This is a genomic window from Pseudoalteromonas simplex (assembly GCF_015278155.1).
Classification (GTDB): Bacteria; Pseudomonadota; Gammaproteobacteria; order Enterobacterales; family Alteromonadaceae; genus Pseudoalteromonas; species Pseudoalteromonas simplex.
On record NZ_JADILN010000012.1, the window covers coordinates 1 to 24,146 of the forward strand.

The 24,146-nt window shown below is 40.6% G+C and carries 17 protein-coding genes and 10 tRNA genes; 9 read left to right on the forward strand and 18 right to left on the reverse strand.

The genetic code is table 11. The features are described 5' to 3' along the window. Nucleotides 1-344 precede the first annotated feature (344 nt). A complete protein-coding gene (locus tag IRQ78_RS17510) occupies nucleotides 345-1,763 on the forward strand; it encodes an alanine/glycine:cation symporter family protein (RefSeq protein ID WP_194442807.1) in 1,419 nt (472 codons plus the stop codon). 17 nt (nucleotides 1,764-1,780) lie between these two features. Here the strand turns inward: IRQ78_RS17510 and IRQ78_RS17515 are convergent, their stop codons facing one another. The 13 genes from IRQ78_RS17515 to IRQ78_RS17575 form a co-directional block, all read right to left on the reverse strand. Then, nucleotides 1,781-2,227, reverse strand: coding sequence for a hypothetical protein (locus tag IRQ78_RS17515; RefSeq protein ID WP_194442808.1), 447 nt, complete (start codon nucleotides 2,225-2,227; stop codon nucleotides 1,781-1,783). Nucleotides 2,228-2,399: 172 nt separating this feature from the next. After that, nucleotides 2,400-2,486: transfer RNA gene (locus IRQ78_RS17520), tRNA-Leu, on the reverse strand. 35 nt (nucleotides 2,487-2,521) lie between these two features. After that, nucleotides 2,522-2,595: transfer RNA gene (locus IRQ78_RS17525), tRNA-Cys, on the reverse strand. 18 nt (nucleotides 2,596-2,613) lie between these two features. After that, nucleotides 2,614-2,689 (reverse strand) — tRNA-Gly (locus IRQ78_RS17530). A gap of 104 nt (nucleotides 2,690-2,793) precedes the next feature. Next, a tRNA-Leu gene (locus IRQ78_RS17535) sits at nucleotides 2,794-2,880 on the reverse strand. 39 nt (nucleotides 2,881-2,919) lie between these two features. After that, nucleotides 2,920-2,995, reverse strand: a tRNA-Gly gene (locus IRQ78_RS17540). A 60-nt stretch (nucleotides 2,996-3,055) separates the two neighbouring features. Continuing rightward, nucleotides 3,056-3,142, reverse strand: a tRNA-Leu gene (locus tag IRQ78_RS17545). Between the two features lie 34 nt (nucleotides 3,143-3,176). After that, a tRNA-Cys gene (locus tag IRQ78_RS17550) sits at nucleotides 3,177-3,250 on the reverse strand. A gap of 12 nt (nucleotides 3,251-3,262) precedes the next feature. Further along, a tRNA-Gly gene (locus IRQ78_RS17555) sits at nucleotides 3,263-3,338 on the reverse strand. A 139-nt stretch (nucleotides 3,339-3,477) separates the two neighbouring features. After that, nucleotides 3,478-4,023 carry a CDP-diacylglycerol--glycerol-3-phosphate 3-phosphatidyltransferase gene (pgsA, locus tag IRQ78_RS17560; RefSeq protein ID WP_063707169.1) on the reverse strand — a complete coding sequence of 182 codons (546 nt, stop codon included), beginning with the start codon at nucleotides 4,021-4,023 and terminating at the stop codon, nucleotides 3,478-3,480. 41 nt (nucleotides 4,024-4,064) lie between these two features. Next, complete coding sequence (gene uvrC, locus IRQ78_RS17565) at nucleotides 4,065-5,888, reverse strand: excinuclease ABC subunit UvrC (protein WP_166339742.1); 1,824 nt, start codon at nucleotides 5,886-5,888, stop codon at nucleotides 4,065-4,067. 8 nt (nucleotides 5,889-5,896) lie between these two features. Continuing rightward, complete coding sequence (gene uvrY / locus IRQ78_RS17570) at nucleotides 5,897-6,547, reverse strand: UvrY/SirA/GacA family response regulator transcription factor (protein WP_054553647.1); 651 nt, start codon at nucleotides 6,545-6,547, stop codon at nucleotides 5,897-5,899. A 107-nt stretch (nucleotides 6,548-6,654) separates the two neighbouring features. Next, nucleotides 6,655-7,806, reverse strand: a complete 1,152-nt coding sequence (locus IRQ78_RS17575) for a dicarboxylate/amino acid:cation symporter (protein WP_054553767.1) — start codon at nucleotides 7,804-7,806, stop codon at nucleotides 6,655-6,657. A gap of 215 nt (nucleotides 7,807-8,021) precedes the next feature. Here IRQ78_RS17575 and IRQ78_RS17580 point away from each other — a divergent pair, with 215 nt between their 5' ends. The 3 genes from IRQ78_RS17580 to IRQ78_RS17590 all read left to right on the forward strand — a co-directional run bounded on the left by IRQ78_RS17580 (nucleotide 8,022) and on the right by IRQ78_RS17590 (nucleotide 12,159). Then, entirely contained in the window at nucleotides 8,022-10,355 is a 2,334-nt protein-coding gene (locus IRQ78_RS17580) for a carbohydrate binding family 9 domain-containing protein (RefSeq protein ID WP_194442809.1), read from the forward strand. Between the two features lie 240 nt (nucleotides 10,356-10,595). Beyond that, complete coding sequence (gene cysK, locus IRQ78_RS17585; RefSeq protein ID WP_054553648.1) at nucleotides 10,596-11,564, forward strand: cysteine synthase A; 969 nt, start codon at nucleotides 10,596-10,598, stop codon at nucleotides 11,562-11,564. A gap of 154 nt (nucleotides 11,565-11,718) precedes the next feature. Further along, nucleotides 11,719-12,159, forward strand: a complete 441-nt coding sequence (locus tag IRQ78_RS17590; protein ID WP_138618601.1) for a hypothetical protein — start codon at nucleotides 11,719-11,721, stop codon at nucleotides 12,157-12,159. A gap of 73 nt (nucleotides 12,160-12,232) precedes the next feature. On the opposite strand, the gene IRQ78_RS17595 is transcribed toward IRQ78_RS17590, so the two are convergent. Continuing rightward, nucleotides 12,233-12,532: a DUF6172 family protein gene (locus tag IRQ78_RS17595; protein WP_054553650.1), complete on the reverse strand. Its 300-nt coding sequence runs from the start codon at nucleotides 12,530-12,532 to the stop codon at nucleotides 12,233-12,235. 135 nt (nucleotides 12,533-12,667) lie between these two features. Then, on the reverse strand, nucleotides 12,668-13,183 hold the full coding sequence (locus tag IRQ78_RS17600; protein WP_054553651.1) for a VC2046/SO_2500 family protein: 516 nt from the start codon (nucleotides 13,181-13,183) through the stop codon (nucleotides 12,668-12,670). A gap of 112 nt (nucleotides 13,184-13,295) precedes the next feature. Between IRQ78_RS17600 and IRQ78_RS17605 the strand changes: the two genes are divergently transcribed. Together IRQ78_RS17605 and IRQ78_RS17610 are read left to right on the forward strand one after the other, a co-directional pair. Then, nucleotides 13,296-13,380: transfer RNA gene (locus IRQ78_RS17605), tRNA-Tyr, on the forward strand. A gap of 49 nt (nucleotides 13,381-13,429) precedes the next feature. Continuing rightward, nucleotides 13,430-13,514, forward strand: a tRNA-Tyr gene (locus IRQ78_RS17610). A 112-nt stretch (nucleotides 13,515-13,626) separates the two neighbouring features. On the opposite strand, the gene IRQ78_RS17615 is transcribed toward IRQ78_RS17610, so the two are convergent. Next, a complete protein-coding gene (locus tag IRQ78_RS17615) occupies nucleotides 13,627-14,307 on the reverse strand; it encodes a M48 family metallopeptidase (RefSeq protein ID WP_194442810.1) in 681 nt (226 codons plus the stop codon). 104 nt (nucleotides 14,308-14,411) lie between these two features. On the opposite strand from IRQ78_RS17615, the gene IRQ78_RS17620 reads away from it, so the two are divergent. From IRQ78_RS17620 to IRQ78_RS17630, 3 genes are all read left to right on the forward strand, one after another. Then, entirely contained in the window at nucleotides 14,412-15,392 is a 981-nt protein-coding gene (locus IRQ78_RS17620; protein WP_054553653.1) for an ion channel, read from the forward strand. A 161-nt stretch (nucleotides 15,393-15,553) separates the two neighbouring features. Continuing rightward, on the forward strand, nucleotides 15,554-18,880 hold the full coding sequence (locus IRQ78_RS17625) for an MHYT domain-containing protein (RefSeq protein ID WP_194442831.1): 3,327 nt from the start codon (nucleotides 15,554-15,556) through the stop codon (nucleotides 18,878-18,880). After that, a complete protein-coding gene (locus tag IRQ78_RS17630) occupies nucleotides 18,877-19,866 on the forward strand; it encodes a response regulator (protein ID WP_054553654.1) in 990 nt (329 codons plus the stop codon). The genes IRQ78_RS17625 and IRQ78_RS17630 overlap by 4 nt, the downstream gene beginning before the upstream one ends. Nucleotides 19,867-19,898: 32 nt before the next feature. On the opposite strand, the gene IRQ78_RS17635 is transcribed toward IRQ78_RS17630, so the two are convergent. Together IRQ78_RS17635 and IRQ78_RS17640 are read right to left on the reverse strand one after the other, a co-directional pair. Then, nucleotides 19,899-21,212 carry a DUF3472 domain-containing protein gene (locus IRQ78_RS17635; protein ID WP_194442811.1) on the reverse strand — a complete coding sequence of 438 codons (1,314 nt, stop codon included), beginning with the start codon at nucleotides 21,210-21,212 and terminating at the stop codon, nucleotides 19,899-19,901. A 57-nt stretch (nucleotides 21,213-21,269) separates the two neighbouring features. Next, nucleotides 21,270-24,146 carry a discoidin domain-containing protein gene (locus IRQ78_RS17640; RefSeq protein WP_194442812.1) on the reverse strand — a complete coding sequence of 959 codons (2,877 nt, stop codon included), beginning with the start codon at nucleotides 24,144-24,146 and terminating at the stop codon, nucleotides 21,270-21,272.

Below are 24,146 nucleotides of genomic sequence, written 5' to 3' on the forward strand. Positions count from 1 at the left end.
ATAATACATCCTTAATTTTTCGAGTCAACACTTAATTTTAAACTTTCTTTTTAGACCGTTTTAAACCGAAGTTTTACTTAACTCTGTGTCACTTTGTTCAGCGCTTTTCATTGCTGCCCGCCGTGTCAGTGGATGCGCATTATAGGGAGATGGATTTTTAACGCAAGAACTTTTTGAAGGTTTTTTTGAATATTTTCAAATTAATCACATACCCACCAAATGCAAACAAGTTACCCACAAACACCTGTGGATAACTGATGTTTTTTAGCAGAATAACTAAACTCTCCTCGCTTGTTATGGTAACTTGCGCCGCAGATTTTCCACTCGCTCACAAGGCAAGAAAAATGACAGACATTATAAATAGTATAAGTGGTCTCCTTTGGGGTCACATTCTGGTTTACCTTTTAATAGCTGCGGGGCTATTTTTCACTCTTCGACTCGGTTTTATTCAATTCACTCAATTCCCACATATGATCAAAGTGATGTTTCAGAGCCGCCAAGGTTCTGGTGATGGCATTTCTTCATTCCAAGCTTTTTGTACTTCTTTAGCTGCGCGAGTTGGTACGGGTAATATGGCAGGTGTTGCCGTTGCACTTTATTTAGGCGGAGCCGGTGCAATTTTCTGGATGTGGCTTATTGCATTAATAGGTATGGCGACAAGTTTTGCCGAGAGTACCCTTGCTCAGGCATATAAAACGGTCGATGAAGATGGCAACTTTCGTGGTGGCCCTGCTTATTATATGGAATATGGGTTAGGTAAACGCTGGATGGGTGTGATCTTTTCTCTTTGCCTTATTCTTGCTTTTGGCTTGGTATTTAATGCTGTTCAATCAAACTCTATTGCTGCTGCATTTAATGTTGCATTTGGTATTCCAAACTATGTTGTAGGCATCGGCTTAGTATTAGGGTCAGGTATTATCATTTTTGGTGGCTTAAAAACTATTTCACGTTTTGCAGAAATGGTTGTGCCATTTATGGCGCTGGCTTATTTGTTAGTTGCACTTTATGTATGTGCCATAAACTATGATTTATTACCTAATGTATTTATGCATGTTATTAATAGTGCCTTTGGTATCGAGCAAGCGGGTGCGGGTGCAATAGGTTATGGTGTAATGCAGGCCATGATCCAGGGTATTAAGCGTGGCTTATTCTCTAATGAAGCTGGTATGGGTAGCGCTGCAAATGCTGCTGCAACGGCAACACCTAACCCACCGCACCCAGCCTCACAAGGTTATGTACAAATGCTCGGCGTATTTGTAGATACAATTATTATATGTACTGCAACTGCAGCCCTTATTTTATTATCACAACAGCTTATACCTGATTCAGGTGTGACTGGCATTGCGTTAACACAAGCTGCCCTTGAAGAACATGTTGGTAGCTGGGGTGCCACCTTTGTTGCAATTGCAATTTTGTTTTTTGCATTTACCTCGATTGTTGCTAATTATTCTTATGCCGAAACCAATTTATTGTTCTTAGAGCATAACCATGCATCGGGTATGTTGATCTTCCGATTACTGGTACTTGGTATGGTGATGTTTGGTGCGCTTGGAGAATTACCACTAGTATGGACCCTTGCCGATGTCTCTATGGGTCTAATGGCTATCGTTAACGTCATCGCTTTGTTTATGTTATCGGGCGTCGTTATTTGGCTCGCGAAGGATTACAACACCCAACGTAAGGCAGGTAAATTACCTACTTTTGATCCTTCGCAAAACAAAAAGCTAGATCAAACCATTCCTAAAGGCGCATGGCGTAAATAATCTAGTTAAGTAAATTCTTATTTAGGGAGCGTTTGTGCTCCCTTTTTTGTATTTGTTAACTTTTCGAAAACAGACAATATGAATGTAATTTGTTGCTCGTTAAGCTTTAACTCAAGCTTAGTAACAAGCTGATCTTTAATTTGCGCTTTTAATGCTTGTTTTTGCTCTGCGGTTAGTAATGGCTGCGATTGTTGCTGATAAGATTGCACAGCATTAAGCATATCCATCACCACGTCATTATCAAAATCGGTTAGCGCTGCTTTGGCATTACTAATTACTTGTTCTGATTTATCGAAGACGGTCGATACTTTATCAACAAGCACGCTCACCTCATGAATTTTAAGTACGTCGTTAATGTTCGACATAATAATCGCAACAGGAATAAGTACTAACGAGATCGCTAGACAAAGACCAAATACTGCGCCTACCCAGAACTGATTTAAGCCACGTTTAAATTGCTCCATTCTCTTTCCTTGATCCTATTTAGTGAATTCAGTAGTGCTGAAAACTTGAAAACGCATTTGCTTATTTAAAAAGACTAAGGAAACTATAGAGCTATTTTGGCAATAAAAAAATAGTTAGATGAGGTTAAAAAAAGAAATAAAAATGAAATAGAGAAGAGGTATTTTATATAAATGGTGCCCGGGGCCGGACTTGAACCGGCACGCTGTTACCAGCGAGGGATTTTAAATCCCTTGTGTCTACCAATTCCACCACCCGGGCATCGGGTCGCTCCAAAGAGCATGTGGAGTATTATATGGAGGCGGAACCCGGAGTCGAACCGAGGTAGACGGATTTGCAATCCGCTGCATGGCCACTCTGCCATTCCGCCTTATCGCTTCCAAATAATTGGAGCGGCACACGAGGCTCGAACTCGTGACCTCAACCTTGGCAAGGTTGCGCTCTACCAACTGAGCTAGTGCCGCAAATTTGTTTCTTTCAGTATTTTGTCCGTTGGTGCACAACCTTGGGGTTGCGATGATAACGTTCTGGCAACTGAACTAGTGCCGCAAATTTTTCTTTATCAAAATGGTGCCCGGGGCCGGACTTGAACCGGCACGCTGTTACCAGCGAGGGATTTTAAATCCCTTGTGTCTACCAATTCCACCACCCGGGCATCGGGTTTGCTATTTAAAGCAAGTGGATAAAGCTAATATGGAGCGGCACACGAGGCTCGAACTCGTGACCTCAACCTTGGCAAGGTTGCGCTCTACCAACTGAGCTAGTGCCGCATCATATTAACTCTAATATTATTTTTATAACTACATTTGGTATTGTAGTTAACCACAAAATGGTGCCCGGGGCCGGACTTGAACCGGCACGCTGTTACCAGCGAGGGATTTTAAATCCCTTGTGTCTACCAATTCCACCACCCGGGCATCGGGTTGCTCATAGAGCGCGTGGAGTGTTGAATGGAGGCGGAACCCGGAGTCGAACCGAGGTAGACGGATTTGCAATCCGCTGCATGGCCACTCTGCCATTCCGCCAAATTAGATAATTGGAGCGGCACACGAGGCTCGAACTCGTGACCTCAACCTTGGCAAGGTTGCGCTCTACCAACTGAGCTAGTGCCGCTTTCTTTATCTTGGGGGCTATGCCCTCTCAACACGGACGCATTCTACAGAGATTATTAAACGCGTCAATATAAAAAATGCTAGTTTTGAACTGTTTGCTTATTTTTTATCTAAAACGGTGTGTAATTAAACGTTTAGGATCAATTTTTGGTCAATTCTGACCATGCCGCTATTAAATACTGCAACATAGAACTAAGCGTTAAGAATGTTGCAATGTATAAAAGACCATAACTTAAGTAGATCATCCATGTATCAAACTGCCAAATCAAACCAATAATGGCTAGCATTTGTGCCGCAGTTTTAAACTTGCCCATGTTTGATACAGCTACGTTGTCACGTTTACCCTGCTCTGCCATCCATTCGCGTAAAGCAGAAATAACAATTTCACGGCTAATAATCACTAATGCCGGAATAGTCATATACAAGGTTTGATAATGACTCGATAAAGCAACCAGTGCCGCACACACCATTACTTTATCTGCAACCGGATCTAAGAACGCACCAAATGGCGTTGACTGATTTAAACGACGCGCTAGATAGCCATCAAGGATATCTGTGATTGACGCAAGCCAGAAAACAAACGCAGCTGCGAAAAACGCCCATGAGAAAGGCAAATAAAATATCACCAAAAAAATGGGGATAAGAAAAAGTCTAAAGGTTGTGAGTGTGTTTGGAATATTCCACATAACTACTTGGAGATGTCTTTTTTTCTATATTCGCACGAAGGCTACGCCTTGTCATGCAAATGATTAAATATCTTTTCAGCCATTTCAGGGCTGATCCCAGGAACTTGTTTTAATTGGTCTATATTAGCAGCTTTTACCCCTTGCATGCCCCCTAAATATTTTAATAATGCTTGTCGGCGCTTTTGTCCTACGCCGGTAATTTCTTCTAACAATGATTGTGTGCGTTGTTTTTGTCGTTTATTACGATGCCCTGCAATGGCAAAACGGTGCGACTCATCACGAATATGCTGAATTAAATGCAGCGCTGGTGCATCTGAATCAAGTGGTATTGTTTTACGTCCGCCATCAATTAATAGCGTTTCTAAACCTGGTTTTCGGCTAGTACCTTTTGCAACACCCACCAGCAATGGCATTTTATTATGCGGCCAGTTTTCAAAATATTGCTCAGCACGAGATAATTGACCTTTACCACCATCGATGAAGATGACATCTGGAATTTTTTCTTCATCGACTACTTTGTTGTAGCGTTTATTAAGTGCAAATTCCATCGCAGCATAATCATCACCGCCGGTGATACCAGTAACATTAAATCGACGATATTCTTTATTATTAGGCCCTTGCGAATCAAACACCACACAACTTGCTACCGTGTTTTCACCCATTGTATGGCTGATATCAAAACATTCCATGCGATTAATATCATCGAGACGTAATGTTTCTTTTAATTGTGCGTAACGTTTGTTGATTGAATCCTGCGTGCTTTGCTTAACACTAATGCTGTTAAGTGCATTTTTATTAGCAAGCTTTAAATACTGTGCCCGCTCACCGCGATTAGCAACTTTTAGACTCACTTTACGTCCAGAGATTGCCGTAAGCGCTTCGCTTAATGGCTCACTTTCTTCAATACAAAACGGTAAGATAATTTCTTTGGCAATGCGCCCCGTTGCACCGGGTGCTAAATAATATTGACCTAAAAACGAGGTTAGAATTTCTTCTTCACCGGAGTCTTTTGGTACTTTAGGGAAATAAGTTTTACTGCCTAGCACTTTGTGGTCGCGGATCATTAATAAGTGAACCGCATTTAAACCATTTAAATGCGCAAAACCCACTACATCCATTTCGGCATGATTACCTGAAATAGATTGTTGCTCCTGCATTTTTCGAAGCAACATGATTTGGTCACGGACTTTGGCCGCAAGCTCAAATTTAAGTTCTTTACTTGCTTGCTCCATCTTTGTGACTAAATCGGCGATAACTTCATGAGATTTACCCAGCAAAAACTTACGGACAAAATCAACTTCTTGTTGGTACTCTTCATCGGAGATTTTATTTACACACGGTGCTGAGCAGCGCTTTAACTGATATTGTAAACAGGGACGGCTTCTCGCTCGATAATAGGCATCTTCACATTGGCGAACCGGAAAAATTTTTTGCATTAAACGCAAACTTTCAGAAACCGCTCCCGCACTTGGGAATGGACCAAAATATTCGCCTTTAATTTTTCGGCTACCACGATGAAAAGCAAGTCGCGGGTGCTTATGATCAGTTAACAGAATATATGGATATGACTTATCATCTCGCAGCAAAATATTATAACGAGGCTGATATTTTTTTATTAGATTGTTTTCGAGTAATAAGGCTTCGGTTTCGGTGTTAGTCAGGGTGACTTCAATACCGCAAATATTACTGACTAAGACACGCGTTTTACTATCAGTTACATTGCTACGGAAGTAACTACTGACACGCTTTTTTAGATTTTTTGCCTTACCGACATAGATAACTTGCCCTTCACTATCAAGCATTCGGTAGACACCGGGCTCACTTGATAGTGTTTTTAAAAAACGGGCTGGTTCGAAATCAGACATTGAGCAAATTAATGCGAGCTATCAATGTCGATCATTTTATGACGAATTGCTAAATGGGTAAGTTCAACATCCCCCCCTACATTTAGCTTTTCAAACATGCGATAGCGATAGCTATTCACCGTTTTTGAACTGAGGTTCAAACGCTCTGCGATGTCTTGCGCTTTCTCACCTTTAGTGATCATCAGCATGATTTGCAGCTCACGCTCGGACAAACTCTGGAAAGGGTTTTCATCTGTTCGCCCACTTACCTGGGCAAGCGCAATTTGCTGCGCAATTTCAGGCGCAATATAACGTTGTCCTGCATTCACTGCACGAATGGCATTAACCATTTCGTCAGAACCGGCACCTTTAGTTAGATAACCGTGTGCACCGATTTGCATTACTTTACTTGGGAATGGGTCTTCACAATGCACAGTAAGCACAATAATTTTTACATCTGGGCAATAACGACAGATTTTCTTTGTCGCTTCTAAACCGCCAATACCTGGCATATTCATGTCCATCAACACGATATCTGGTGAATGTTGACGGCAAAATTGCACCGCTTCTTCACCGGTTTTAGCTTCACCCACCACTTTAAAACCGCGAACATCATCAAGTATACGTCTGATCCCTGTCCGTACAAGTTCATGGTCATCAACTAAAAGTACATTAATCAATGGAACACCCTCAAATAACCAAATAGCTGCTTTCGCACAATTTAATGTGCCACATTAGCACAGAAAAAGTGAAACGATAAATCAAAATATCGTTTCACTAATTAAATTTAAGCTGATGCTTTCTCGCTGAAACGATCAACCCATAGGGCAATGATACCATCACCTGTTACATTACAGGCAGTACCAAAGCTATCTTGTGCTAAATAAAGTGCAATCATTAATGCAACTGCACCTTCATTAAAACCAAGCATACTTGTTAAAAGACCCAATGCCGACATAACTGCCCCACCTGGTGCGCCAGGAGCAGCAATCATTACAACGCCTAGCATCATAATAAATGGCAACATACCAAATAACGATGGTACATCCATATTCGGTGATAAGAACATTACAGCCATTGCACATGTCACAATCGTAATTGTTGAGCCCGATAAATGGATAGTTGCACATAAAGGTACTGTAAAGTTAGCAACATCTTCTTTTACGTTATTTGCTTTGCTTGAGCGAAGTGAAACTGGAATTGTTGCTGCACTCGACATTGTACCTAAAGCAGTAAAATAAGCGGGTAGCATATTTTTTACAAGCTCTAAAGGATTACGCTTTAGTAAAAGGCCTGTAGATACATATAAAACAGTAAGCCATAGCCAATGCATAATTAATGCAGCTAGCAAAACAATACCAAATGTTTGCAGCGTATCAACCACGGTGCCAGCAACTGTCATTTCCGCGAAAACACCTGCAATGTAGAAAGGTAACGCAGGAATAATTACTTTTGCTAACAAGCCATCAATCACATCACGGCCCTGATCAGATACTTTCTTTAACGTATCAAGCTGTAACTGGCTCATACCAATACCAAAAATGAATGCCGCAGCAAGTGCTGTCATTACACTCATAAGAGGTGGGATTTCTAAATCAATAAAGCTGCCCACTTCGGTAGCAACTTCTGCTTCAAACGTTAAACCGCCATCAAACAATGGGATCATAGCGCTGACAAGTAAAAAAGCTAAGGTTCCAGCAATAACGGTTGAACCATATGCAAAGCCAACTGTTTTTCCTAACAAGTGGCCTGACCCTTTTGGTAAACCAGCAATACCTGATGCGATAAAAAATAAAATAATTAACGGGATGGTAAAGGTGATCAACTGACCTATTATTTCTTTTACTGTGTAAAGGAGTTCAACACCTGTTAGTGGCACATATAAGCCCACTAAAATACCGGCAACAATACCAGCAATTAATTTTAGAATTAAATTCATAACGATCACTTCAATTTTTAGGTGGTAATCTTTTACCACGTTTTAGTTTACTTTTGTTATAAAACAGCCAAATTAACGTTTAACTGCGCAAATTACCACCACAGCTTGTTAGAATCTAATTTGAACGTAAATATATGCGCCCTGTCGCGTTGCATTTGTTAACAAAGTTGCAAATTAATAACATGCTCGCAGTTTTGAATACCCGTATAGTGCTTATGTATAAATCAATGTTAAGTGCCGCTCTATTGAGCGTGCCTTTTACTACCTTGGCCACCAGCCAACCTGTCACCCTCCCTTTTATTGCGGAGCAAGCAACAATCGACGGCCAGCTCAATGAGCCAAGTTGGCAACGTGCCAAAAAAATTACCATAGACAACGTTACTTGGCCTTACGAAAACAGTAAAAGCCCAGTTACCACCCACGCTTATGTTTATGAGGATGGCGAAACACTTTTTATTGGCTTTGAAGCGAATGACCCAAACCCAGAACTTATTCGTGCTTTTTATCGTGATCGTGATGCCGCCTGGGATGATGACTTAGTTGGCCTAAAAATAGATTCATACAATAACTCTCAATTAGCCTATCAATTTTTTATTAATCCTCTTGGCGTACAGCAAGACTCAATAGAAAATGAACTAACCAAGCAAGAAAGCTCATCATGGGATGGTATTTGGGATAGCGTCGGTGTTATTCATGATAAAGGCTATACAGTTGAAGTGGCCATTCCATTACGCGTATTGAATTTTGACGACAGCGTAGCGACTAAAACGATGGCAATGGAGTTTTTACGCTTTTTACCGCGCAGTGAACGGTTACGTATCTCAAATATGCAGATTGACCACGGGAACAATTGTTGGATTTGCCAAATGCCAAGTTACCAAGGCTTTGAACAAGCAAAGCAAGGCAATAACGTAGCGATTATTCCATCTTTGGTGCTTGGCAAAAATGAGACCCGTGATATTGATGGCGCTCAAGTAGCTGATTGGGAGTCAGAGAACAATACTGAAGCCAGCCTAGATGTTAAATGGGGGATCACCCCAGATATCACCTTAAATGCGACGATTAATCCTGACTTTTCTCAGGTTGAAGCAGATGTTGCACAATTGAGTGTGAACAATAACTTTAGTTTATTCTTCCCTGAAAAGCGTGCCTTCTTTTTAGATAACGCTGACTACTTTGCCTCTACACTTAACCTTATTCATACCCGTAATATTGCCCAGCCAGATTACGGCACGAAAATCACCGGCAGCAAAAATGGTCATACATTTGCCGGCTTCATTGCCAATGACACGCAAACCAATGTGTTGATCCCTGGCAATTTAGGTTCATCTCTTGTCGCCCTAGACGAGAAAAGTGAAAACGGTGCCCTGCGTTATCGATACGATTTTGAATCAGGCTTATCACTTGGGTCAACTGCAACACACAGACAAAGTGATGACTATAAAAACACAGTTTATAGTTTGGATAGTAAATACAAACCAACAGTAAACGATGTGTTCTTAGTGCAAGTATTAAAGTCACAAACGCAATACAGCCAAGATTTTATCGACGAGTTATGTGATGGTGATAACTGCTCACAACCCGAGCAAGTGAGTTGTGAATTAAATGGTGACTGCGACTACAACGAAGGTGTACTTCGTGTTTTAAGTAAAGAACAGCAATCAGGTACTGGTTACTACCTAAAGTATCAACACGACGAGAAGTACTGGCGCGCATTTGCCGATTATAATTACCGCGATGCTGATATGAGAGCTGACTTAGGCTTTATCTCACAAGTTGATTTTAAAAAGTTTACGACTGGTGGCGAATACCGCTGGTATGGCGATAAAGGCAATTGGTGGAATCGCGCTAACCTATATGCTGATTGGGATATTACTCACAACGAAAATAATGAACTTCTCGAAAAAGAAGCACAAACCAGCTTTTCAGTCAGCGGCCCGTTACAAAGCTTTTTTGAGGTCTCTGTTGAGCATCGTAATCGCACTGGCCTTCGCCACGACAAATCACGTTTAGATATCGACGGCAACACCGACTTGTTTAGCGAAAATGGCGTTGGCTTGTACAGTGACTTTAAACCCACCGCTGGGGTATTTGCTTCTTTATATATGTACACAGGTAATGCCGTTGATTTAGCTAATAACCGCGTTGGTGATAAGTTCCATATACGCCCTGTGCTGAATATGAACCTTGGTAAGCATTTTGAAGTGCGTTTACGTCATACTTATGAGCAACTTGAAGCCGATGGCAGTGAAGTATTTACCGCCAATTTAAGTGATGTGCGTTTAACTTACCAATTCAACGTGAATAGCTTTTTACGCCTTGCAGTCATTTATACCGATTTAGAACGCAATCAGGCTAATTACATAGATGATGTTGATAGCCAATATAAAAAGTTAGCCACTCAGCTACTGTATTCTTACAAGCTGAATCCGCAAACTGTATTCTTTGCTGGTTACTCTGATAATGGCTATCAAGATGATGAGCTGTCATCAATGACTAAAGAGCAGCGCACGTTATTTGCTAAATTTAGCTACGCTTGGTTGCTTTAAGACCTTATCAGCGCACCTTTTGGTGCGCCCTCCCCTTACTTTGTTTGCTTGCTCCTAAACTATATTAATTCCAACTGAAACTCGCACCTTGAGATGGTTTGGGTATCTAAGCCTATTCGCTATATGTTATAGCCAAACTTTACTTTCGTTTTTTATTCACCACAGTAAAGTGTGACTATTACAGATCAATAGCCTAAGCTCATTGATCACGATTGAATAAATTGCTTCCAAGGGAACAGTATGTCTAACATTTTTGAAGATAATTCATTAACGATTGGTAATACACCAATTGTAAAGCTTAACCGCGTAACATCAGGTAATGTTTTTGCTAAAGTAGAATCACGTAACCCAAGCTTCAGTGTTAAATGCCGTATTGGTGCTTCAATGATCTGGGAAGCAGAAAAGTCAGGTGTCTTAACTAAAGACAAAGAGTTAATCGAGCCGACTTCAGGCAACACAGGTATTGCACTAGCATTTGTAGCGGCTTCTCGTGGCTACAAACTAACTCTAACTATGCCTAACACAATGAGCCTTGAGCGTCGTAAATTATTAAAAGCGTTAGGTGCTAACCTAGTTTTAACTGATGGCGCTAAAGGCATGAATGGCGCAATTCAAAAAGCAAAAGAAATTCAAGCAAGTGAGCCTGAAAAGTACATTCTTTTACAACAGTTCGAAAACCCAGCTAACCCAAAAATTCACTTTGAAACAACAGGTCCTGAAATCTTTGAAGCAATGGACGGAAAAATCGACATTTTCGTAGCAGGTGTTGGTACTGGTGGTACTATTACAGGTGTTAGCCGTTACCTCAAACTAGAGAAAGGCTTAAATGTACAATCGGTTGCTGTTGAACCAACTAACTCGCCAGTTATTAGCCAAACTTTAGCTGGTGAAGAAATTAAACCGGGCCCTCATAAAATCCAAGGTATCGGTGCAGGCTTTATCCCTGGCAACCTTGATTTAGAAGTTGTAGATGCTGCAGAGCAAGTATCAAATGAAGATGCCATTGCCATGGCTCATGAACTGATGAAAAACGAAGGCATTTTAGTGGGTATTTCTTCAGGTGCCGCAGTAGTTGCTGCAAAGCGCCTTGCTGAAAAACCTGAAAACGCAGACAAAAACATTGTGGTAATTTTACCAAGTGCAACTGAGCGTTACTTATCAAGCCCATTATTTGCTGAAGAGTTCAGCGATAAAGAGCTTGTTCAGTAATCACCAAGAATCTCTTAGTTTTTAAAAAGGATGCAAACATGCATCCTTTTTTATTATCCTAAATAAATAAAACTATTAATTTTACCGAGTTAACTTTACATCATGCTCATTTAGTCACACACTTTATTTTAAGTTCACTCGAAAAACTACAACAATGAAAAATATACTTTTAATTTTTATCCTTTTAAGTAGCAGCATTCTTTCCGGTTGCGGCTCTGAAGATGCACCAAAAGGTGAAAAAAACACCCCAGGTAATGTAGCGACCCTCTATTTTGATGCTTTGTATAACCAAAACGATTTAAATAAAGCGATGGAATACGCCACGCCGAAAATGGCGCGAATTATGAAATCTTATGGTACCGCTGGGCAGTTCGCTCGCAACTTAGTCAATATGCAATACGATGAAGTGGTGATTGAAGTCGATATGACTAACATGAGCTTGCGCGAACAGTATGGCGATAAAGCCAACATCAATTTGATTTTTACGGGTTATTTTAATGGTAAGAAAATTGATGATATGCGCAGTGTGAAAATGATGCGTAAAAAAGGCAATTGGTACATAGAAAAAATAAATGCCGATCCGTTTGCGCGATAATTGATTACTAAAACTAAAAAGGGCCTGATGGCCCTTTATTGTTTTAGAGTATTACTGCGAACTGATATTCGTATTACTCTTCGTCAAACTCTTGATGTTGACGTTGTGCAGGACGCGCTAAGATTTCAACATAAAACGATGTAAGCTCTTTTGCTTCAATATCGCTAATACATTTATTAATCTCTGCCACGTGAACGACATTGGCCTCATCCGCTGATTCACCAAACTTACAGTCAAACGCCCAATAGTCGGCACCTGCTGGGAGTGTTTTATTACGCTCACGTTTCAAGTATTTTTTTACTTCGTGCTTGGCTGCATCAACCATACGAGGGTATTTAATTTTCTCGTGGTTTAGCGTGAATGTTTTCTTCATTATAGTCCTAGTAACTTGGTTCAATGACAATGGCATTAAGCCATAGACTGCTATTATAACAAGCGCATCTTAATTTAGCTGTACTTTTTATTAAGTTTATTCATAGTCTATGACAATTCGATTAAGCCTCGAATGCTAAGCTGTCGCCAAATGCAGAGGTTGATGTATCGCCTCATTAGTAAGACTATCATAAAATGCGGCAGCGTCGATTTGTGGGCGCTCAACGGGTTTGTTTTTTTCATAAAAGCGTTTTCTAACTGCTGGCTCACAGTTATCAATCACTTCTAGCGGCACATGTTGCTTATCATCACGAACATTCAAAGGCTCTGGATTTAAGCAATGACGTAATTTTATATCTGATAAACCACCTTGCAATAGTCTAAATGCATTTTCTTGCCCAATTAGCATATCAAACTGTTCGGGAGCTAATGGTTGTGTAGGGCCAGCACCTAATTCAGTACGCAGAGCAGACTCAGATACTTCAGGATTGCTTAATTCAGTTTTTGGTAGGTGGAACTGGCTAAAATCGAGCGCATCATGAGAAAGCATTGCGAGTAATAAAGCAAACTCTCCAGAGCGGTGCTCGTGAACACTTTTATTTAGACGATTATCGAGTTGACTCTCTGTGAGCAACAAACCATCAATTTGCATAGTCTTTAGCCAAATAGTTTCTTGATTAACCAGTTATCGGCATTTATGCATTTTTCTTTAGTTTTTTTCTTTACTTAAATAATCAGTTTGCTATTATCAGCGCCGTTGCATTGGAGGGGTTCCCGAGCGGCCAAAGGGATCAGACTGTAAATCTGACGGCTCAGCCTTCGCTGGTTCGAATCCAGCTCCCTCCACCACTTTTCTTCTCAGTGAAGTGGGGCCAAATGCAATAGTAAAAATTTGTGTGGAGGGGTTCCCGAGCGGCCAAAGGGATCAGACTGTAAATCTGACGGCTCAGCCTTCGCTGGTTCGAATCCAGCTCCCTCCACCACTCTTACTCTTTCTAGCTTTACTCTTTCTAGCTTTACTCTTTCTAGCTTTACTCTTTCTAGCTTTACTCTTTCTAGCTTTACTCTTTCTAGCTTTACTCTCGCTAACTTAATCTACCAACTCAAACTGCTCCCATTCGCTTTTAACCATTGCTCTGCTTTTTTATAGTCTGGATAAAACTGGCTCACACGTTGCCAAAACTTAGCGCTATGATTCATATGTAAAAGATGCGCAAGCTCATGGACAACTACATAATCAATCACCCAGGTTGGCGCACTTGCTAAATGCAAATTAAAAGTCAGCTCACGGCGTTTGTTACAACTGCCCCAGCGACGTTTATAATGTTGAATTTTAAGCTTTGTAGGCAACGTCTCAGACATTTGCAAGCAGTAATCATGCACTCGCATTTCGATATAGCTCTCAAGCTTTTCATGCATAAACTGCTCAAGCAAAGCGAGGTAGTTAGCCTCTTGATGTTTGACACGTGATGATATTAGTAAGGTAAGCTGAGGCCGCGCATCTTGTTGCCAAGTGTTTTTCGGGCCTGTGCCGAATACTATTGGGACGTTTTGCCCAAACAACTTAATAGTGGCGTTTACTAATGGCAATTGGCGACGCTCAGCTTGCATAGATTGCTTTGCTATTTGTTCAGCGACCCAATCTTGCTTAGTGTTTAGCCAGGCATCTATTTCAGTTTGTGGAACATAAAAAGGCGCATACACAGTGAGTTTCTGCTCAGCAACTTTAATTGCCACGGTTGTTCTGCGTTTACTGCGCTTTAGGGTGTAATCCAACAAAAGTAAGCCAATTCAATTAATAAAAAAATGAGAGATTCCATTTTACCCTGCTAAATAGCTGCTAATCTATAAAGATGACTCACAAATAAGTTTTCATCCTTATGCCTGACAAACCATGTTGTAGTTATACCTCACCAACAGGTAACAAGTGCCAAGAAACAGATATGGGCTCTGGATTTTGCTTTTGGCATGATAGTAAATTTGATAAATCAGGGCTAGATCTAACCCAAAAATTAGAACGCTATGCCAAAAAAGGAGGCTTACTAGAAGGGTTACAATTAAAGCGAGCAAATCTTTCTGGGCTTAACTTAATCAAACAGGATGATGAAGAGGGCTATAACCTTTCTTACTGCAACTTCTATCGAGCAAATTTAACGGGCGCTCATTTATTTAATAATAAGATTGCTAATGCCTCACTAATGAAAGCTAACCTTCACAGTGCTAGTTTGCATTACTGTGACTTAAGAAATACCAACTTATTAGGTATCAAACTCAACGACAGCAGAATTGATAATATCGAGCTAGGCGACCAATTACTGCAAGAAACGGCGGCCATTAAAGCCCGCAAGAATAAGCACAACTCAGAAGCACGAGACTTATTCGAACAATCTGAAGAAATATACCGTAATTTAAGAAAAGCTTCTGAAAATCAAGGACTATTTGAGCTTGCCGGTAACTTTACTTATAAAGAATTGCGCATGCGTCATGCGCAATACCCTAAAGGTTCAAGTAAACAAATAACTTCAAGCTTTATCGATATGTTATGCGGCTATGGCGAAAAGCCTGAGAATGTCATTCGTTTTAGTTTGTCGCTTATTATTTGTTGTGCACTCTGTTATTTTTTATTTGGGGTGAATTATCAAGATACGCTAATAAGATTAGATTTTTCTAACTCTATTGAAGACAATTTATTTGCATTTCTAAATAGCATTTATTTTAGTGTTGTTACCTTTACGACTCTAGGTTACGGTGACATAACACCTATTGGTTTCTCTCGATTTATTGCAGCAGTTGAAGCATTTTGTGGGAGCTTTTCACTCGCTTTATTCGTTGTCGTATTCGTCAAACGCATGACGCGTTAACAGTATCTATTGATAAAAAGTGATGGATAAAAAACATGAATTTAAAACTAAGCATTTATAGCTAATATAAAATAATTAAATTCATTAATTTCACATCTTTTACTCTTAATAAATTTTAAATTGTATTAGACTGAAAGCACATGCAGCCTTTAACTTATTCTATGCTAGCAGAATTTTTTCTTACTGATCAAAGTTCAGATTTATTAATAAACGGTACCTACGACCCGACTCTAGTCCTTTTGTCGATTACCACGGCCGTCTTTGCCGCTTATTTTTCTTTACACCTTATTGATCTTGCAAATAAAACTAACTTTAATTCTTACCGTCAACTCGCCAATGGTACTGGCGCACTGGTTTTATCTGGTGGTATTTGGAGTATGCACTTCATTGGCATGCTGGCATTTTCACTATGCACAACAATTAACTACGATCCGACTTTAACATTCTTTTCGTTTGTACCGGCATTTTTCGCGTGTTTAACAGCATTTTCTTTTCTTCGGCGCAAGGGTAATACCCAGATCCCAAAAACGTTAAAGCTTCTAGTCAGTTCTGTATTATTAGGTGCAGGTATTGGCACCATGCATTATACAGGCATGGCTGCGATGCAAATGAGTCCATTGTTACGTTATGACCCTTGGTGGTTCGCTGCATCTATTGTTGTCGCTGTTGGGCTGTCATTCATAGGCTTATACACTCGCTTTCATTTGAGTGACCATTTTAAGCGTTTATCTAACTTTCAAAGTAGAATAATTTGCAGCATTATTCTCGGTTTTGCCGTTGCCGGTATGCATTACATGGGAATGGCTGCGACTCGCTTTGTTGCGACTTCGCCCCTCTTATCCGATAACGTTGATACATCACATATTGAACTTATTGCTATCTGCGTCGCGTTTGCCACCGTTTTATTAACTGCACTCGTAGGCATTATCAATGGAATGGTTCGCTATCGTATGCTGTTGGTGGAGAAATCTGCCGAAGAATCTCGTTTAGATGCTATTTTAAGTACAGCTATTGATGGCATTGTGACTATTAACATTAAAGGAAAAATTTTAAGCTTTAATAAATCTGCAGAAGCTATTTTTGGCTGGCAGCAACAGGAAGTTCTCGGACAAAACGTTAAAATTTTAATGAATGATGAAATTGCTGCACATCATGATGATTACTTATTAAATAGTGGCAATCATGAGCTTAAAAAAGTAATTGGCATCAACAGAGATGTTTGCGCAAAACATAAAGATGGCCATTTATTTCCTATTCGTCTTGGCCTTGGAGAAGTGAAACAACCAGGTGAAGAGACTCTATTTGTAGGGTTTATTACTGATTTAACTCAGCAACGCGCCCTGCAACAGAGTCTAGAAGAAAAAGAACTACAATATCGTACCTTGATGAATAATACACCCGGTGCTGTGTTTCGTTGTTTACTTGATAAAAACTGGACGATGCTGTTTATTAGCCCACGAGTCTTTGAATTAACCGGTTACACAGCACAAGAGTTCACATCAAACGAAGTAGCATTTGCAGATATCATAAATTCCAAGGATGAGCAGCACATAGCAGATGCCCTAGACGACGCCATCTCAAATTCTAACCAATACGCTGTTGAATATAGAATTAAACACCGTAATGGCCAAACAGTTTGGGTACTAGATCAAGGCACAGTTAACCATAATCCAGATTCCAACGACAAATGGATAGATGGCGTGCTAGTCGACATAACCTCACGTCATGAATATGAGGAGTCATTAAAGACAGCCAAGCAAGAAGCTGAAGCCGCTGCACAAGCCAAACAAGCATTTATGGCGAATATGAGTCATGAAATCCGCACACCAATGAACGCTATAATTGGCTTTAGTGATATTTTGATGGATAGCCCGCTTAGCAAAGAACAACAAAAGCATATAATTACTGTTAATAGTTCGGCCAGGTCATTATTACATTTGTTAAATGATGTACTCGACTCCGCAAAGCTAGAAAAAGGTAAATTAGATATCACGCTTGAACACTTTAATTTGCAGGCTCTACTAGATAATATCGTTTCAACCTTTTGGCTTGAAGCGAAACGAAAAAACTTACTTCTCGATTTAAAAATAGCCGAAAATGTTGCGCCAATATACATTGGAGATGATTCGCGTATTCGCCAAGTATTAAACAACCTAATTGGTAATGCGATTAAATTTACTGAAACAGGCTCTGTGACAATTAGTATCAGTAAAACGCAAAACAACCAGTTGTTTTTTGAAGTGCAAGATACAGGCATTGGTATCGCAAAACATAGACTAAAAGCAATTTTCCAGCCATTTGAGCAAGCTGATGGAACTATGACTCGCCGTTTTGGTGGCACAGGGTTAGGAACAACGATTAGTAAGCAACTAGTAGAGTTAATGGGTGGCAGCATTAGTGCTGTGAGCACAGAAAACAAAGGAAGTTGTTTCTTTTTCTCTTTACCTCTAAAAGAAGGTGATATTAATAAAGTTGATAAATTAAGTAATAATATCTTAAACCTGCCGCCTCTGAGAGTTCTAGTTGTTGACGATATAGAACAAAACCTCGAGTTACTGAATATTTTACTTTCTCAAGCTGGTCATGTTGTTACAAAAGCGAAGAATGGCTTAGAGGCTATCAGCGCCTTCGAAAAAAATAGCTTTGATGTAATTTTAATGGATATACACATGCCAGAGTGCGACGGGATTACAGCGTGTAAAGTGATTCGAGAAAAAGAGCAGCAACAACAACTCAAAAAAACCCCTATCATTGCCCTAACTGCCAGTGTTTTACAGCAAGACAAATTAACCGCAAAACAAGCCGGTATGAATGGCTTCGCTAATAAGCCCGTTGATATTCAGCAAGTTAACCATGAAATAGCAAAGGTTTTAGGGTTAGAAGTTAATACAATATCTCAACAACAGCCAGATAAATCTAAGCAGCATATCAACTATGCAAAAGGCCTGAAAATGTGGGGAAGTAGCGAAAAACTAAACTCAGAAATAGCAGCGTTTTTATCTGATCATTATACCAATATGATTCGTTTAAAAGAGCTTAATACTGATAGTTCTGAGGTGAAAACAATTTTGCACACTTTAAAAGGCGTTGCCGGGAATTTAGCGCTAGGAAAACTGCTACATTTACTTTCTCAAGCAGAGAATGAACTAAGAGGGACTCGTTTTATTTCACTCATCCATGCATGTGAAGATGAATGGCATTTTTTACGCTCAAAAATAGCCGAAACAAAAACTCAAGATCAACAAACATCAGTTACTATGATGCCTACGAGTGAGCTAAATAAAGCCTTAGTCACACTGCTAGAGCACGCAAAACATGCCGAAATTGACGATGACTTTTTGGCTCAAGTGGCGTCGAACACCCAGCCTGCTTTTAAACCGCAAATAAATGAAATTTGTGAACATTTTGACAATTTTGATTTTAATGCTGCACAGGAAGCGATTGAAAAATTGCAACGTGAAATAACTGCAAGTGAGGAGAAATCATGAGCGAACTTATTGAGCGCGAAAGAATTCTTATCGTAGATGATGAACCCGCTAACCTTAAAGTAATGCGTGAAGTATTAGGCAATGACTACCGCTTATCATTTGCGAAATCAGGTGAACTTGCATTGCAACTTATTAAGAATGAGCCGCCAAGATTAATTCTATTAGATGTGATGATGCCAGATATGAATGGCTTTGAAGTCTGTGAAATACTGAAATCTACACCAGAAACCGCTCATATTCCGATTATTTTTGTAACAGCTTTATCACATGAACAAGACGAATCAGAAGGCTTTGCGCTAGGTGCGGTAGACTACATTACAAAACCCATCAGCCCTGCAATTGTCCGAGCACGAGTTAAAACTCATTTATCATTAGTGCAAGCACAGCAATTACAGCTCGCTCATATTGATTTGATAAACCGTTTAGGACGTGCAGCAGAATACAAAGACACAGATACTGGTGAACACATTGCGCGTATGAGCCGTTACAGTAAAGTACTTGCACTTGCCTACGGAATGACTGAATTTCAAGCTGAGCAACTAAGACAAGCAGCACCGATGCATGATGTTGGTAAAATCGGTATTCCTGACGCCGTGCTTCTGAAGCCTGGGCGCTTGGATGAAAATGAATTCGAGCATATGAAGCAACATGCAACAATCGGGGCGAAGATTTTAGAAAACTCTAGTTCGCCTTTATTACAGCTAGCACACAAGCTGGCACTTGAGCACCATGAAAAATGGGATGGAAGCGGCTACCCTTATGGACTAAAAGGTGAAGAGATTAGTATTGAAGGCCGGATAGTGAGTATTGCCGACGTGTTCGACGCACTAACCTCAACAAGGCCATATAAAAAAGCGTGGTCTGTTGACCAAGCTGTCGAACTGCTCAAATCTGAATCTGGTAAGCACTTTGATCCGCAGTTAGTCGACTTATTTATAGGTCAGCTGGATGCAATTATAGAAATAAAAAATACATTCACTCGATAAATAGAGCCTCCTATCTGGAGGCTCTTTTATTACTAAGGTAAAGACTTAAGATCTATTTTAGGAATGTCTGTAGGGGTTCTTTCAAACTCGCTGCCATAAGGAGTGGGAGCGGAAAAAAAGCCTGTATTTTTTAGGTAAAACCCTTTCTCTGTCGTACCGCCTTGATAGTCAAAACGCGCATTTTTTTTGGCTGTGGCATCGTAAGTAAATTTAGCTTGGGTCACTTCTTGCCATTCCCCTCGCTCAGGTTTAGCCCATTGGTTTGTATAAATTGCACGACGTTCAAATTGCCCTGCCCCAGGTATGAAGTTCTCTAAAAATGAATAGGTGCCTTGATGATATATACTCGTCTTTGGGCGCCTGAAACTTGCAATTAACTGCCATTTTTCAACCATAGGATCATAAAAGTATGCTGTGAAATCAGTACTTTCAGTTCCTTCAACTGGCCTAATGTGAGTTAGAAAACCATATCGCGTGTCAGCTTTCCAATCGTATCGCATATAGCTTTGTCCGCCAGAGCCTTCATTGCCAAATTTACCTACATGCACATTTTTACCATGCTTTAAGGTCTGTATTCGGTACTCAGGTGGAATTAATGAAGGATCATCTGTTGAAAATGGACTCCAAATAGAGAATAACACTCTGCGCTCACTATCAGAGTTTACTTGTATACCAAAATAGCCCCCATCAAAACCATTCGCCATGTAATACGAGCCTATTGCATCGGCTCCTTTTGGCACTTCTATTTCGCTATAAAACCACGGGTAACTCATCGTTTGAGAAGGCAACGAGTATTGCAGGTGAACCGAAGGGCCTCGACGTCCCCAGTAAAAGTCATCTTTAACATAACTAACTTTACCTAAAGCCACTTCGCCGCCGATTTTAATCTCACTTATGGCTGGTAAAAGCGTTTCTGCTTGCTCTAATCCCGTGATGGTTAACTTTTGATAACCTAATTCATCAAGGTTAAATGTACCAACAGGTACGCTCATTGGTTGATTATTTTTTACTGTAACAATTTTGCTTTGCCCAGCTATCGAAACTTCAATTGTTGCAGGTTTGTCTTTCACAAAGGTTTGCAAAGAAACGGCTAACTCACCTGTTTTAGATGTGTAAAAATAAGTGCTTAAACTGCCTTGTTCAGCAAACCAATGGGTCACACCACTCTTGTCTATCAGCTTATCTGACAGCTCAACATTATTATCAATCCAACTGTTTCCTGCCACTGGAATACTGATCGTTGTTTCTATCTTTTTATCTTCTAACTGTAACTGCTGATTTCCACATGCGACCAAGGAGGTCAAAAAAAGTGATAAAACAGCCGTTTTTATTCTGTGATTGTTCATTTTCTTTCCCACAAAAAAGCACTATCCGTAATAACGAATAGTGCTCCTTAAAACAGTTTATGGATTTATACGAACAGAGAACTCTGCCGCAGATGCCCAAGCACCACCACCTTGCTCCTCAAGAGCAACAAATTTAACGTAACGCCCATTTGTCGCTGGAAGAATGGCTGATTTTACATCACCATTTGAAGCCCATTCACCTTGTGCAACAGGCTCACCAAATTCAGTTGCTGTTTCACTTACGTACACTTCATATTTAACTACAGTACCATTACCGCCACCTGGGCGAGGCGTGTAGTCAAATTGAGCAACCTCATAAGACTGCCCTAAATCAATAACAACGTCGTGTGGGTAAGTAACTGAACTGTCACTCCATGATGTATGCCAGTGCGTGTCAATATCACCATCGAACGCAAGCTCAAGTTCATTTCCAACCTCAGCTGCAGAGCTTGATGTTGCAGAAACGGAGCTCATGTCAATTGCTTGAGTTAAATTAACTCCCACATTTAATTCTCTTGCTGCCGCCCAAGGGTTACCACCGCGTTCTGCGAGTGCAACAAACTTAACAAAACGACCTGTTACATCATTAAACGTAACCGTTTTAACATCGCCATTATCAGCAAAGCTGCCACTTGATACAGGTTCGTCAGCAAAAGCCTGCTCATCTTCGCTTACATATAACTCATACTGCACCACTGTACCATTACCGCCACCATCTCGTGGCGCATAATCAAAGCGATTGACAGCATAATTCTCACCTAAGTCAATGACCACCTCATGTGGATAAACAACGGATGTATCATCCCAATTGGTATGCCAATGCGTGTCATCTTGGCCATCAAAAGCAAGCGCCAACTCATTGCCTGGTTGTGCAGGAGATGTTGATGAGTAGCTAAATGTCGTATTATCTAAAAGCGTACTATTTACTTCGACCGCTTCAGTAGCAGGCTCTTCAACAGGTTCATCTTCATCACCTGTGCCTGAACCATCAATAGGTTCATATACGTTGCCATCATCAATGCCGACTCGCAGTTCAGCAGCTGAAGCCCATGCACCACCACCACGCTCTTCTAAAGCGATAAATTTAACAAATCGGCCAGTCACAGGGCCAAAGACTTCTAGCTTCAAGTTAGTGTTATCAGCCCAGGTACCTGAATGAACTTTTTCACCATAATCAACTGACGACTCTGAAACATAAATTTCAAAGCTAACAATCGTTCCGTTGCGTCCGCCGTCTTGGCGTGGCGTGTATTCAAAGCGATTTACATCAACTGTTTCGCCTAAATCGATAACAACTTCATGAGGATACTCTTGCATATCATCACCCCAAGAGGTGTGCCACATGGTTGAATCATCGCCATCAAAGGCATATTTTAAGTCATTACCCGGTTGTGCAGGTGTGTTGCCCGTGACTACAAAATTAGCACTATTTAGCATGCCATTTTCTTCGCCATCATGTGTAGCTGTTAAACTCAAACCCTCAACATCAGAGCGTGCAACAACAAGGATTGTATAAGGCGTCTCTTTACGTACATTTACAGCAACGATGCAAGTTTCATTGCTCGTGCCACCATAGCCGATACATTCTGCATTATCAGGGTTAGCAGCTTCTTTTGCAGTGACATAAATATCTGCATCACCAGCATTACCACTTAGTTCTACGGTTAGTTTATTTGCAGAATCTATAGCCATGACCTCATACAGACGCGTTTCTCCTTTACTCATTGCGTCAATTGTCATAGCTTCACCACTAATTAAAGGCTCTGATTCAGTATCAAAAAGTACTGTATCATCATTATTTGTAAGTCCATCAGCTACAGTGCCTGTATAACTAGTAACTTTGCCAAGAATGTTTTCAAGTTGTAACTCAACCACAGCATCTGTTGCAATCGCGCTGAAACTTGCTTCACGCACTGATAAATCTTGCCCGCTACTAACTACCTCACCATTGACGATAACCGTGTACTTATACATAGGCGTAGATGTTGCCGGAATTGTCCAACGAATACTTTGAGTATCAATAGAGTCAATCGTTGCTGCCAAAGGGCTATTTTGCGGTGAGAAAGAAGAATAAGGACGAGATAATACATCTGCTGCTTCAATTTCATCAGGAGAAATACTGCCGCCAGAGCTCATCCGATAATATTCACTTGTTGATGTCGCATCATAGCTTTCATTGTATGCTGCAGTTGCTTCCTCTTGAATGACATTAAAATCTGCTTTAGTAAACCCAGCCCAAGAACCATCCAACTGACGTTTATGACCAGCGGTAAATAATGCAGTGCGGGTTTGATCGCCCGTCCCCAGCCAATCCTCTACAAACGAGCCTGTATTGCTATTAAAGTAGACATTTTCAACTGGGTAATCCATGGTGACTATATGTGTCCAAATACCCGTTTCTTTATCCATTGACCAATAGCCAAATTGCGTATGGCCATCTTTTTGCCAAACTTTAGCCACCAGCGTATACCAATGATCAGGCTGCCATCCAAGTTCAAAATTCCATGATTTTAACCCTGTACCTTCGCCACCAAAGTTCACTACTTTAGTACCTGCACCTTGATATGGTGCAGTGATAAGTTCACCATTTGAAGGATCCCACAAAGAAAATATAAAATTACGGCCATCGGGATGATCTTGTATGCCAGCATAACCGCCCCCTTCCATACCTGCGTTCCAATTTAGAACCGAATAGTATGTATAAGGTGTTAAACCTTTTGCTGGAATATACACATCTTGCATGATGATGTCCCCAGCCGCATTATCATTAAAGCGCAACCATACTGAAGGGGCTCGATCAATCGATCCTGGGGTTGCAACAACTTGCTTTCCTGTAGATCCTACTGAGCCTTCAGGCTCTTCGGTCCCGCAACCGAACAGTGTTGCTGTTATTACCGCAATACTGAGCACAGATAATTTATTTGTTAAGCTCAT

Excerpts from the sequence above, each read along its gene's own strand:
- IRQ78_RS17510 (WP_194442807.1), top strand. The coding sequence starts at position 345 with ATGACAGACATTATAAATAGTATAAGTGGTCTCCTTTGGGGTCACATT.
- IRQ78_RS17515 (WP_194442808.1), bottom strand. The coding sequence starts at position 2,227 with ATGGAGCAATTTAAACGTGGCTTAAATCAGTTCTGGGTAGGCGCAGTA.
- pgsA (WP_063707169.1), bottom strand. The coding sequence starts at position 4,023 with ATGTGGAATATTCCAAACACACTCACAACCTTTAGACTTTTTCTTATC.
- uvrC (WP_166339742.1), bottom strand. The coding sequence starts at position 5,888 with ATGTCTGATTTCGAACCAGCCCGTTTTTTAAAAACACTATCAAGTGAG.
- IRQ78_RS17575 (WP_054553767.1), bottom strand. The coding sequence starts at position 7,806 with ATGAATTTAATTCTAAAATTAATTGCTGGTATTGTTGCCGGTATTTTA.
- IRQ78_RS17580 (WP_194442809.1), top strand. The coding sequence starts at position 8,022 with ATGTATAAATCAATGTTAAGTGCCGCTCTATTGAGCGTGCCTTTTACT.
- cysK (WP_054553648.1), top strand. The coding sequence starts at position 10,596 with ATGTCTAACATTTTTGAAGATAATTCATTAACGATTGGTAATACACCA.
- IRQ78_RS17590 (WP_138618601.1), top strand. The coding sequence starts at position 11,719 with ATGAAAAATATACTTTTAATTTTTATCCTTTTAAGTAGCAGCATTCTT.
- IRQ78_RS17595 (WP_054553650.1), bottom strand. The coding sequence starts at position 12,532 with ATGAAGAAAACATTCACGCTAAACCACGAGAAAATTAAATACCCTCGT.
- IRQ78_RS17600 (WP_054553651.1), bottom strand. The coding sequence starts at position 13,183 with ATGCAAATTGATGGTTTGTTGCTCACAGAGAGTCAACTCGATAATCGT.
- IRQ78_RS17620 (WP_054553653.1), top strand. The coding sequence starts at position 14,412 with ATGCCTGACAAACCATGTTGTAGTTATACCTCACCAACAGGTAACAAG.
- IRQ78_RS17625 (WP_194442831.1), top strand. The coding sequence starts at position 15,554 with ATGCTAGCAGAATTTTTTCTTACTGATCAAAGTTCAGATTTATTAATA.
- IRQ78_RS17630 (WP_054553654.1), top strand. The coding sequence starts at position 18,877 with ATGAGCGAACTTATTGAGCGCGAAAGAATTCTTATCGTAGATGATGAA.
- IRQ78_RS17635 (WP_194442811.1), bottom strand. The coding sequence starts at position 21,212 with ATGAACAATCACAGAATAAAAACGGCTGTTTTATCACTTTTTTTGACC.
- IRQ78_RS17640 (WP_194442812.1), bottom strand. The coding sequence starts at position 24,146 with ATGAGCTTAACAAATAAATTATCTGTGCTCAGTATTGCGGTAATAACA.